General features: G+C 67.8%; 11 protein-coding genes. 3 read left to right on the forward strand and 8 right to left on the reverse strand.

Annotated features, from left to right (window positions below; genetic code table 11):
* Positions 1-13 precede the first annotated feature (13 nt).
* The 3 genes from N787_RS14955 to N787_RS07775 form a co-directional block, all read right to left on the reverse strand.
* Complete coding sequence (locus N787_RS14955; protein WP_156968960.1) at positions 14-298, reverse strand: hypothetical protein; 285 nt, start codon at positions 296-298, stop codon at positions 14-16.
* Between the two features lie 149 nt (positions 299-447).
* A complete protein-coding gene (locus N787_RS07770) occupies positions 448-4,227 on the reverse strand; it encodes a methylmalonyl-CoA mutase family protein (RefSeq protein WP_034212374.1) in 3,780 nt (1,259 codons plus the stop codon).
* 96 nt (positions 4,228-4,323) lie between these two features.
* A complete protein-coding gene (locus N787_RS07775; protein WP_034212376.1) occupies positions 4,324-4,965 on the reverse strand; it encodes a hypothetical protein in 642 nt (213 codons plus the stop codon).
* A gap of 132 nt (positions 4,966-5,097) precedes the next feature.
* Here N787_RS07775 and N787_RS07780 point away from each other — a divergent pair, with 132 nt between their 5' ends.
* Entirely contained in the window at positions 5,098-5,607 is a 510-nt protein-coding gene (locus tag N787_RS07780) for a hypothetical protein (protein WP_034212378.1), read from the forward strand.
* A gap of 67 nt (positions 5,608-5,674) precedes the next feature.
* Here the strand turns inward: N787_RS07780 and N787_RS07785 are convergent, their stop codons facing one another.
* The 5 genes from N787_RS07785 to N787_RS07805 form a co-directional block, all read right to left on the reverse strand.
* Positions 5,675-6,223: a group I truncated hemoglobin gene (locus tag N787_RS07785; protein WP_084590706.1), complete on the reverse strand. Its 549-nt coding sequence runs from the start codon at positions 6,221-6,223 to the stop codon at positions 5,675-5,677.
* 17 nt (positions 6,224-6,240) lie between these two features.
* Positions 6,241-7,143 carry a DUF3034 family protein gene (locus N787_RS07790; protein ID WP_034212380.1) on the reverse strand — a complete coding sequence of 301 codons (903 nt, stop codon included), beginning with the start codon at positions 7,141-7,143 and terminating at the stop codon, positions 6,241-6,243.
* Positions 7,143-7,691 (reverse strand): COG4315 family predicted lipoprotein, encoded by a 549-nt coding sequence (locus N787_RS14330; RefSeq protein ID WP_052575275.1) that lies wholly within the window; start codon positions 7,689-7,691, stop codon positions 7,143-7,145. Before N787_RS14330 ends, N787_RS07790 begins: the two co-directional genes overlap by 1 nt.
* A 79-nt stretch (positions 7,692-7,770) precedes the next feature.
* Positions 7,771-8,250 (reverse strand): cupin domain-containing protein, encoded by a 480-nt coding sequence (locus N787_RS14335; RefSeq protein ID WP_052575276.1) that lies wholly within the window; start codon positions 8,248-8,250, stop codon positions 7,771-7,773.
* On the reverse strand, positions 8,247-8,939 hold the full coding sequence (locus N787_RS07805) for a sigma-70 family RNA polymerase sigma factor (RefSeq protein WP_052575277.1): 693 nt from the start codon (positions 8,937-8,939) through the stop codon (positions 8,247-8,249). The genes N787_RS14335 and N787_RS07805 overlap by 4 nt, the downstream gene beginning before the upstream one ends.
* Before the next feature lie 305 nt (positions 8,940-9,244).
* Between N787_RS07805 and N787_RS07810 the strand changes: the two genes are divergently transcribed.
* Positions 9,245-10,345: a Glu/Leu/Phe/Val dehydrogenase dimerization domain-containing protein gene (locus tag N787_RS07810; protein ID WP_034212383.1), complete on the forward strand. Its 1,101-nt coding sequence runs from the start codon at positions 9,245-9,247 to the stop codon at positions 10,343-10,345.
* 150 nt (positions 10,346-10,495) lie between these two features.
* On the forward strand, positions 10,496-11,653 hold the full coding sequence (locus tag N787_RS07815) for an isovaleryl-CoA dehydrogenase (protein ID WP_034212385.1): 1,158 nt from the start codon (positions 10,496-10,498) through the stop codon (positions 11,651-11,653).
* Positions 11,654-11,730: the final 77 nt, after the last annotated feature.

Below are 11,730 nucleotides of genomic sequence, written 5' to 3' on the forward strand. Positions count from 1 at the left end.
TCGGGGGAGTTGTTCAGAGTTTCCTTAGGACTGTCAGGCTGGCGTTGACGTCCTCAATCCGCGAATTCGACCCGCCGCTACTGAGCTTGGCCAAACGGGCGGTGAGCTCTCCGCCACACGCATCCAAATCCGCTTTCCGGCTCAGCTGCGCTGATCGAAGGTAACTACTCTCGCAGTGCCTTACATCAAAAATCGCGTGAACGAAGCTGGTCACCGACAGCTCAATCGGGTGCACCTCTGGCTTTTCCGAAACATCCTCAGCTTTACCATCTGCAACCTCGGACTGCTCGCTACTCATTCAGCACCACCATTGGGTTTTGTTGTTGCAATACCGAGTCAAAGACTACTCGCTGGCTTTTCTGGCCACACCAAAACCTTCAGTTGAAGACAATCCCTTGAGAGAAAGGAATCGATCCATACCAGCACCGAATTCACACCGAAACGCCATTACATATTTCTTCGGTACTCACCACCCACGTCATACAACGCGTGGCTGATCTGCCCGAGGCTATGCGTCTTCACCGCCTCCATCAGCGCCTCGAAAATGTTCTGGCGTTCGCGGGCGGTGTTCTGGAGGTAGGTTAGGCCATGGCCAGCCCGGTTCGGGCCTGAAACCCCTCCCACAGGGGCGAGAGAATTTCTCGCCTGCTGGAAGGTCCGCACGTTGGCGATCTGGGCGGCCTTTTCGGGCTCGGTGCTTCGGATCAGTTCGATGGTGGTGGCCACCTCGCCGGCGTGGTCCTTGGGCAGGAAGGTATTCACGCCCACCAGGGGCAGGCTGCCGTCGTGCTTCTTGTGTTCGTAGTACAGGCTTTCTTCCTGGATCTTGCCGCGCTGGTACATGGTGTCCATCGCGCCCAGCACGCCGCCGCGCTCGCTCAGGGCCTCGAACTCCTTGTACACGGCCTCTTCCACCAGGTCGGTCAGCTGCTCCACGGCGAAGCTGCCCTGCCAGGGGTTCTCGTTGAAGTTCAGGCCCAGTTCCTTGTTGATGATCATCTGGATGGCCACGGCGCGGCGCACGCTTTCTTCGGTCGGCGTGGTGATGGCCTCGTCGTAGGCATTCGTGTGCAGGCTGTTGCAGTTGTCAAACAGCGCATACAGGGCCTGCAGCGTGGTGCGGATGTCGTTGAACTGGATTTCCTGGGCGTGCAGCGAACGGCCCGAGGTCTGGATGTGGTACTTCAGCATCTGGCTGCGCTCGTTGGCGCCGTAGCGCTCGCGCATGGCGCGGGCCCAGATGCGGCGGGCCACGCGGCCGATCACGGTGTATTCCGGGTCCATGCCGTTGCTGAAGAAGAAGCTAAGGTTCGGCGCGAAGTCATCAATGTGCATGCCGCGCGCGAGGTAGTACTCCACGATCGTGAAGCCATTGCTCAGCGTGAACGCCAGCTGCGAGATCGGGTTCGCGCCCGCTTCGGCGATGTGGTAGCCGCTGATGGACACCGAGTAGAAGTTGCGGACCTTCTGGTCCACGAAGTACTGCTGGATGTCGCCCATCATCCGCAGCGCGAACTCGGTACTGAAGATGCAGGTGTTCTGGGCCTGGTCTTCCTTCAGGATGTCGGCCTGCACGGTGCCGCGCACCTGGCGCAGGGTGTCGGCCTTGATGCGCTCGTAGGTCAGCGGGTCGAGCAGCTGGTCGCCGGTGACGCCCAGCAGGCCCAGGCCCAGGCCGTCATTGGTGGGCGGCAGCTCGCCGTGGTACTCGGGGCGCTTCTTGCCCTCGAAGAACGCCTCGATCTTCTTGTGCGCCTCGTCCCAGCGCGCCTGGTCCTCGCGCAGGTACTTCTCGACCTGCTGGTCGATGGCGGTGTTCATGAACATCGCCAGGATCATCGGGGCAGGACCATTGATCGTCATGCTGACCGAGGTGGTGGGCGCGCACAGGTCGAAGCCGGAGTACAGCTTCTTCATGTCGTCCAGCGTGGCGATGGAGACGCCGCTGTTGCCGATCTTGCCGTAGATGTCGGGCCGCTCGGCCGGGTCCTCGCCGTACAGGGTGACGCTGTCGAAGGCGGTGGACAGGCGCGCCGCGGGCTGGCCGACGCTCAGGTAGTGGAAGCGGCGGTTGGTGCGCTCGGGCGTGCCCTCGCCCGCGAACATGCGGATGGGGTCTTCGCCGGTGCGGCGATACGGATACACGCCGCCGGTGTACGGGTAGGCGCCGGGCAGGTTTTCCTTGCCCAGGAAGGTCAGCAGTTCGCCCCAGCTGGTGTACTTGGGCGCGGCGATCTTCGGGATCTTCTGGTGGCTGAGCGATTCGCGGTAGTTCTCGACCTTGATGGCCTTGCCGCGCACTTCGTACTCGGTGGTGTCGTCGGTCACCGACTTCAGGCGCTCGGGCCACTCGCGCAGCAGGGCGATGGACTCGGCGCTGAGCGCCTTCACCGCGTCGTTGTAGCGCTGGCGCAGGGTCACCAGGCTGCGGTCGATGGTGGCGGCGCGGCGCTCTTCCAGCGGGCGGCCGTCGGCCGGCGTGCCCTGGGCCTGCTGCCACTTGAACACCACCTTGCGGCGCTCGCCGCCGGTGCGGCGCTCGCCGCAGGCCGGGTACTCATTGCCGCTGGGGCTGGTGCCGGCGGGGGCGCGCTGCAACACCAGGTGGTGCGGGTCGTACTGGTCGAGCTGGCGCGGCAGGTCGGGGTCTTCCAGCTCGCGCAGGCTCTGCCAGTAGTGCTGGGCGCGGTCGGCCGCCTCGGCCTGGCGCTCGATGCTGGCATTGATCTGGCGGCCCTGCTCGGAGATTTCGGCCAGGTAGCGGGTGCGGGCGCCTGGGATGAGCACGGTGGCGCGCGGTTCCTTCAGCGTCACGTCCACCTTCGGATTGAAGTCGCAGCGCGGGCTCAGTGTAGGAGGGGCTTCAGCCCCGAAGCTCTCGGCGGAAAGCTTCGGGCCTGAAGGCCCTCCTACAGAGAGCTTTTCGCGGAGGAGGCGGCAGAGGTTGGCGAACATCCAGCTGACGCCGGGGTCGTTGAACTGGCTGGCGATGGTCGGATAGACCGGCACCTCCTCGTCCTTCAGCGCGAAGGCGACGCGGTTGCGTTTCCACTGCTTGCGCACGTCGCGCAGGGCGTCTTCGGCGCCGCGCTTGTCGAACTTGTTCAGCACCACCAGCTCGGCGAAGTCGAGCATGTCGATCTTCTCGAGCTGGCTCGGGGCGCCGAAGTCGCTGGTCATCACGTACACCGGGAAATCGACCAGGTCGACGATCTCGGAGTCGCTCTGGCCGATGCCGGCGGTTTCCACCAGCACCAGGTCGAAGCCCTGGCCACGCAGGAAGGCCACGCAGTCCTTGAGCACGGCATTGGTGGCCACGTGCTGGCGGCGGGTGGCCATCGAGCGCATGAAGATGCGCGGGCTGCGCAGCGAGTTCATGCGGATGCGGTCGCCCAGCAGCGCACCACCGGTGCGGCGGCGGGTCGGGTCGACCGAGATCACCGCCATGCGCATCTCGGGGAAGTGCTGCAGGAAGCGGTTCATGATTTCGTCGGTGACCGATGACTTGCCCGCGCCGCCGGTGCCCGTGAGGCCGATGACCGGCGTCTTGCCGCCGGCGAGCTGCCATTCCTTGCGGAGCGTGGCGAGCTGTGCCTCGTCGATCTGGCCGGCTTCGATGGCGCTGAGCACTTTGCCGATGGCGAATTCGTCGTCCAGGCTCACCCTTCCGAAGGAAGCCGTACCAGGTTCATTTTTCCGGGGGGAACCCTTGCCGTTGTTGCCGGGTTCTTCTCCGGAAAAATGAACCTGGTACGGTTTTTCCCGCTTTTCGCGGGCAACCTGGGTGCGGCGGACGAGGTCCTCGATCATCGCCACCAGGCCCATCTGCATGCCGTCGTTGGGGTGGTAGATGCGCTCGACGCCGTAGTCCTGCAGTTCCTTGATCTCCTCGGGCGTGATGGTGCCGCCGCCGCCGCCGAAAACGCGGATGTGCGAGGCGCCCCGCTCCTTCAGCATGTCCACCATGTACTTGAAGTACTCGGTGTGGCCGCCCTGGTAGCTCGACAGCGCGATGCCGTCGGCGTCTTCCTGCAGCGCGGCGCGCACCACGTCCTCGACGCTGCGGTTGTGGCCCAGGTGCACCACTTCCACGCCCTGCGCCTGGATCAGGCGGCGCATGATGTTGATGGCGGCGTCGTGGCCGTCGAACAGGCTGGCAGCGGTGACGAAGCGGAGCGGGCTGCGCTCGGGCTGGGAATCCGGGAGGGAATTGGCGGGGGTGCTCATGGGGCGCGCTCGTACGGCAAGGGGCGGGATCGCCCGATTGTAGCGCCGACCGTATGGTTCGCCCTACCCCGCGCCCCGCAGGGCCTTCACGGGGCGTCAACCGCCCAGCTGCTCGCAGAAGGCCTTGGCAAAGGTGCTGCGACGGATGTCACAGGCGTCGCGCCCGTCGGCCGCGACCAGGTCCAGCCGCGCCGCCCGCAGCCGGTCGATCTCGGCCCCGCGGCGGAAGGCGACCTCACGCTGCAGCCGCGCCCGGCGGTGGTCGTCCAGCCCGGATTCAAAGGTGACGCGATGGTCCACCAGCGCCCGCCACGGCACGAAGATGGCGTGAAGCTCGCCCTCGGCCACCGCGAAGAACCCCACGCCGAACAGGTCGGCGCTGGCGCTGTGCGCCGACAGCCGCCACTCGCCGCCATCGCGGTAATGCAGGGTCGAGGCCACCGACAGCGGCGGCGCCACGGCGCGGCCGCGGGCCTCGGCGCTGATCATGATGCCGCGCAGGCTGCCGATCGGATTCGAATGGGTCACGTCGCCGGCACGCAGGATCACGTTGCCGCCTTCCCAGTCCAGGCCTGTGAGCTGGCCGAACAGCAGTTCGCTGGTATCGAGCAGCAGCAGCGCCTTCTGCAGGTCCGGGTTGACCTCGCCCATCCAGCGCGGCGGCTGCGGCAGGCCGTACAGCAGCCCGGCGCCATAGCCAAAGCTTCCCGGGAGATCGTCAATGCGCAGGTCGGACATGGCCTGAGTGTAGGCAAGCGCGGCTGAACTTTCACCGGCCCGCGGCGGGTGTCCGGGCCGCCGGCAAGGCCGCGTTAACCTCCCCGGACCGTGCCACCCTGTCCGCCGGGCCCGATGCCCAAGGAGCCTCCCATGTTCATTCCCCTCTGGCTGCTGATCACCCTTGCCGTGATCGTCATCACCGTATTCGGCTGGACCGTGCAGGTGGTGATGGGCCGCAACCCCTTCCCGTTCCCGGACCCGGGCTCGCGCATCTTCTCGGCCGCCTCGCCCGAGGCCAAGGCCGCCGTGGTTGCGCTGCTTGAGAAGCACGGCATCAAGGAGCGCTTCCGCGCCGACAGCGAGGCCGTGCTGCGCTCGATCATGTGGGACGGCACCATCATCAACACGCCCTCGCCCGGCGCGCTGGAAAAACTCGATGCCGCCTCGTCCTGCATCGGCCTGGTTTCAGGCGACCCCGAGGCCAGCGCCCGCGAGGCCGCGGCCTTCCTGGTCTCGCGCGGCTTCGCGGCCCGCGTGGTGCTGGACGTCGAACCCGGCCTGCCGATTGCCTTCGTCGTCACCGATGCCTTCCCCGGCACCGTAATCAACTTCCGCAAGCACATGATCCACCTGCCGCGGCCTCAGCCCGTGCCGGGCTGAGCCCCGAAAAAACGCGGGGCCGGCGCCCATGTCCAAGGCGACCGGCCCCGCTGCCCCACGCAAGCGATTACTTGTTGACGATTTCCCGGTGCATCGGCGCCAGCTTGGCCAGCAGCTTGTTCTGCGCCGCGAACGGCACGTCGTGCTCGTTCATGGCCACCTGCAGCACTTCCACCAGTGCGTTGAAGTCGCCGCGGCCGATCTGCATGTCGCGGTGCGAGCTCTTCATGTCGCGGCCGGTGTAGGTGCAGTCGCCGCCCAGGATCACGCAGAACTGCTCGACCAGCTGGCGCTTCACGCGCACCTGGTCGGAGTTGGCGAAGAACGGGCCGGTGCGCGGGTCGGCGATAAGGCCGGCCATGAAGGTGTCCATCAGCTTGGTGAGGCCGGCCTCGCCGCCGAACTGGTCCAGCACCGGGCGCAACTCCGGATGGGCCGGCGCGGGGTTGGGCGCGGTCGGGTCGTTCATCGGGGCGGCGCTCGCGGCCTCCTCGGCCTCCAGGCGCGCTTCCTCGGCCAGGATGGCCTGTTCCTCGGCGGACACCGCGGCGTCCTGGGCCGCCAGCGGGCCGGCGGCCAGCAGCAGGGCGAAACTGATCGAAAGCAGGGTCTTCATGGGGTTCTCCAGGGGTCTCAGAAGCCGACCTGCAGGGAGGCGTACACGCCCCGCTGCTCGTCGCGGATGACGATGTTGCCGAGGTCGACGTAGGCGACGGTCAGCGACACGTTCTTGATCGGGGCCCAGGCCACGAACACGTCCCAGGCATCGTCCTCGGTGGCGATGCCCAGGTTGTCGGGCTTGGTGCGGTACTCGGCGCCGATGGCCAGGTTGCGGCTCAGCAGGTAGGCCGCGGAGGCCTCGAACTGCGCCTCGTAATCGTCGTTGCGGTCGCCGCCGAAGCCCAGGATGCCGAACTGGTTGGCCTTGGTGAACCGCACCGTGCCGTTGAGCAGCAGGCTCTGCGCGAGGTAGAGCTTGGTGGCGCTGACGTAGTAGTCCACGCCGCTGTCGTCGCGGGCGCCCACGAAGGCCAGCACGCCCGGCTGGTCGTTCTTCTTGTACTGCGCGCCCACCGCGATCTGCGGCAGCCACGAATCCTGCTCGAGCACCGCGTCGCCGGCCACCTTCACCTTCACGCCGATGGTGTCCTGGGTGAAGGTGAAGCCATTGCCCAGGCCGAGCGCGCCGCCGACGGCCTCGGTGTCGAACTCCTGGCGCGAGAAACTCAGCTCCACGCGGTCGTAGAAGCCGACCAGCACGCCGTAGCTGTCGAGCGCGTAGTCGTCGACGTTGACCTTGGTGTAGAAGGCATTCGCGCCGATCTGGTCGCGGGTGCCGTAGCCGCCGATCACGGCCCAGGGCGTGAGTCCGCCGCCGGCCGAACCTTCGACCTGGCTGACGCCACCGGTGAGCAGCAGCTTGCCGCTGGTGCCGGCGCCGTCATCGTCGGCGTCCTGGGCCTGGGCGAACCCGGCCGCGGCCATCAGGGCCAGCGCGAGCGCGAGGCGTTGGGGGTGGGTGTTCCGGGTGTTCATCAGCGCTTCCTCGACAGGTTGGCTTGGGACGGATTGGACAGGTTGGTGCCGGCACGGGGCATCGGCATCGGGAAATACGGCGTCACCGCGGTCTTGAGCTCGGGCGGCACGCGCACCAGGAACCAGACGTCGGCCACGCCGTCGCCGCCGGCGGCGCCGCGCTTGCGGTCGGAGATCCAGCGGTACAGCGGCTTGCCCTGCCAGGCCCACATCGGCCGGCCGTCATAGCTGCGGGCGATCGTGAAGGGGCCGTGCGGCTTGGCGTCGGGCGCGGCGTAGTGCGGCGGCCACAGCGCTTCGCAGGGCAGGTCGCAGTTGCTCTGGCCCGGGGTGTCGGGCGTGTAGGTGTAGAGCGCGCGGCCGCCCTGCTCCACCAGGATGCCGCCGCGCTGCCAGACCGGCACGGGGCTGGCCAGGGCCACTTCCTGCGGCGAGAGCGGGCGCTTTGCGGTCGGGTTCGAGGCGGCCGTCGACGGCTCCGCGCTGGCCACGAGGGCCAGGCAGGCCAGAAAGAGCGTGACGAGCACGCTGGCGAGCAAACGGGTCATGGTGGTGCGCTCCGCGGGGATATTCGAGGAGGCTTACGCGCCTCGCGGGCGGCCCGGATGCAGGCGCGCGAAAAAACTCTTACGGGCCGTCGTGGCCGGCGAGCCGCGAGGGGTCGGGGATCAGTTCGCTGCGGATCATCAGCAGCGCGCCGCGCGGGGCCAGGAAGGGCTGGTGGCGTTCGCCCGGGGGCGCGAGCAGGAAATCGCCCGGGAAGTATTCGATGCCGTCATGGATCACCGAGCCTTCCAGCACCAGGCACTCCTCTTCGCGCGTGTGCGGGTGCGGCGGCACCTGGGCGCCGGGCTCGATGCGCCACAGGCTGGTCTGGGTGCCGTCCTGTTCGTCGCGGCGCAGGGTCTTGATGCGGATGCCCGGCACGAACGGCGCCCACTCGCCCTCGTTCGCGCGCAGCACCACGGTGCGCGGGCGGGCGGCCGCGGCCAGCAGGCGCTCGCGCAGCGCGAGGGCGCGCTCCGGCGGCGGGGCCTCGGCCGGCGTCAGGCCGGCCAGGGCGGCCAGCAGCAGGTCGTCGGCGGGATCGGGGCGGCGGGGGTTCATTGGGATTCACCGTCGGCCATCAGCGCGGCGCGCATCGCGGCCAGGCCGCGGCGGGCATGCGATTTCACCGTGCCCAGGGGCAGGCCGGTGCGCTGCGCGATTTCAGGCTGGGACAGGTCCTCCAGGTAAGTGAGTTCGATGACGGTGCGCTGCGCGGGGCTGAGCGCCTTGAAGGCGCGCTGCACGGCCTGGGTGTTGCCGAGGCGGTCGAGGACATCGGCCGGATTGGTTTCACCTGGCGTATACGACTCGTCCGTGCCGTCCGGATGCAGCGGCTGTTCGAGCCGCTGCCGGCGGCCGCGGCGCTGTTTGTCCACGGCGCGGCTCCAGGTGAGCGTGAGCAGCCAGGCCATCACCGCGCCGCGCTCCGGGCAGAATCCCGCCGCCTGCTCCCAGGCCTGCAGGAAGACGTCGCTGACCACCTCCTCCGCATCCTCCGGGTGACGCAGCACCCGCATCGCCAGTCCGTAAACCCGCGCCAGCGCGAGGTCGTAGAGCTGGCCCAGCGCCGCCGTGTCGCCGAAACGCATGCGGCCGACCAGCGCCACCAGGGCGGCTTCATCGCCCGGGGCGTCGGTGGTGTCGGGGCTGGCGAGCTGGGTGGCGATGGCGCGGATCCGCGTGAAGGCGGCGCCATTGGGCTTGCGGCAGCGGCTAGGCCATGTGAAGCCGGGCCGGCGCGCGGGCAAAAAAATGGGCGATCGCGTGGCGACCGCCCAACAACCCTGCTCGAGGGTTTTGGCCAGCCGCCTTCCGGGGAGAGACAAGGCGGCCAAGCATTGATAGGAACGCTGCACTGCGGCAAGACCGGACACGCCGCCCGGACTGCCCGGTTAGAGCGTTTGCTTTACACTACGGCGCGCCTGAGGCCGGGCTGGCGGTCGCCATTCCTGCCAAAAACGCATTAATTCAATAACTTGCGGATAATTTTTAAAGTAACCGCGCACGCCTGCACTCGCGCAGGCCCGCGCCATCCGCCGGACCGGAGCCTTCCATGATCTTCGAAACCATCTCCACCTCGGGCCACGAGGAAGTGGTGTTCTGCCACAACAAGGACGCGGGCCTGAAGGCCATCATCGCGATCCACAACACCGTGCTGGGTCCCGCGCTCGGCGGCACCCGCATGTGGCCTTACGCCAGCGAGGCGGAAGCGCTCAACGACGTGCTGCGCCTGAGCCGCGGCATGACCTACAAGGCGGCGGTGTCGGGCCTGAACCTGGGCGGCGGCAAGGCGGTGATCTGGGGCGACCCGAACAAGGACAAGTCCGAGGCGCTGTTCCGTGCCTTCGGCCGCTTCGTCAACTCGCTCGGCGGCCGCTACATCACCGCCGAGGACGTCGGCATCGACGTCAATGACATGGAATACGTGCTGCGCGAGACCGAGTTCGTCACCGGCGTGCACCAGGTGCACGGCGGCTCGGGCGACCCGTCGCCGTTCACCGCCTACGGCACGCTGCAGGGCCTGATGGCCGCGCTGCAGGTCAAGTTCGGCAACGAGGAAGTGGGCAATTACTCCTACGCCGTGCAGGGCGTCGGCCACGTCGGCATGGAGTTCGTGAAGCTGCTGCGCGAGCGCGGCGCCAAGGTCTTCGTCACCGACATCAACAAGGATTCGGTGCAGCGCGCCGTGGACGAGTTCGGCTGCGAGGCCGTGGCCCTGGACGAGATCTACGACGTCGACGCCGACGTGTACTCGCCGACCGCCCTGGGCGGCACGGTGAACGTCAACACCCTGCCCCGCCTCAAGTGCAAGGTGATCTGCGGCGCCGCCAACAACCAGCTGGCCACCGACGAGATCGGCGTCGAGCTGCAGGCCAAGGGCATCCTGTATGCCCCGGACTACGCCGTGAACGCCGGCGGCCTGATGAACGTCTCGCTCGAGATCGACGGCTACAACCGCGAGCGCGCGATGCGCATGATGCGCACCATCTACTACAACCTGGGCCGCATCTTCGAGATCGCCAAGCGCGACGGCATCCCGACCAACAAGGCCGCCGACCGCATGGCCGAAGAGCGCATCAGCGCGATCGGCAAGCTGCGCCTGCCGCACCTGGGCGCCCCGGCCCCGCGCTTCCAGGGCCGCCGCGGCAACTGATCCACCCGCGGGGTCAGGTTCCGAACCTGACCCCGCGTGCTGTGCCCCGCCGGCACGGGCGCCTCGCCTGCGCCCGGCCCCTGCGGCCTTGACCGGGTCGCGACGGCAACCCGGTCATGCTCCGCCGCTTTCCCATGACACGGAGTCACCATGCGCACGTTCCCCCTCGGCGAAGACCTCGATGCCCTGCGCGACGCCGTCCGGCGCTTCGCCGATGCCGAGATCGCCCCGCGGGCGGCGCAGATCGACCACGACAACCTGTTCCCGGCCGACCTGTGGCCGAAGCTCGGCGAAATGGGCCTGCTCGGCCTCACCGTGCCTTCGGAATACGGCGGCTCGGACATGGGCTACCTCGCCCACCTGGTGGCGATGGAAGAGATTTCCCGGGCCTCCGGCTCGGTCGGCCTGAGCTACGGCGCGCACAGCAACCTCTGCGTGGCCAACCTCTACGGCAACGGCAACGAAGCGCAGCGCCGCAAGTACCTGCCCGGCCTGTGCAGCGGCCAGCTCAAGGGCGCGCTGGCGATGAGCGAGCCGGGCGCCGGTTCCGACGTGGTGGGCTCGATGAGCTGCCGCGCCGAACTGCGCGACGGCAAGTGGATCGCCAACGGCAACAAGATGTGGATCACCAACGGCCCGGAGGCCGACGTGCTGATCGTCTACATGCGCACCGCCGGCAAGGAAGCGGGCTCGCGCTGCATGACCGCCTTCCTGGTCGAGAAGGGCATGAAGGGCTTCTCCACCGCGCAGAAGCTCGACAAGCTCGGCATGCGCGGCTCCAACACCTGCGAACTGGTGTTCGAGAACTGCGAAATCCCGGCCGGGAACGTGCTGGGCGAAGTGAACCAGGGCGTCAAGGTCCTGATGAGCGGCCTCAACACCGAGCGCCTCGTGCTCACCGGCGGCCCGATCGGCCTGATGCAGGCGGCGCTCGACATCGCCCTGCCCTACGTCCGCGAGCGCAAGCAGTTCGACCAGGCCATCGGCACCTTCGGCCTGATGCAGGGCAAGATCGCCGACATGTACACGGCGCTGCAGTCCAGCCGCGCCTTCGCCTACCAGGTGGCCCGCGACTTCGACGCCGGCCACGCCAGCCGCGTGGATTCCGCCGCCTGCCTGCTGCACGCCAGCGAAGGCGCCGTGCAGGTGGCGCTCGAGGGCATCCAGGCCCTGGGCGGCAATGGCTACATCAACGAATACGCCACGGGCCGCATCCTGCGCGATGCCAAGCTCTACGCCATCGGCGCCGGCACCAACGAAATCCGCCGCATGCTCATCGGCCGCGAACTCTTCGACGGCCGCGACTGAGCCCGGTAGGAGGGCCTTCAGGCCCGAAGCCTTCCGCCGAAAAGCTTCGGGCCTGAAGGCCCTCCTACAAGGGGCGC

The organism is Arenimonas metalli CF5-1, assembly GCF_000747155.1.
In the GTDB taxonomy this organism is placed as follows: Bacteria; Pseudomonadota; Gammaproteobacteria; order Xanthomonadales; family Xanthomonadaceae; genus Arenimonas; species Arenimonas metalli.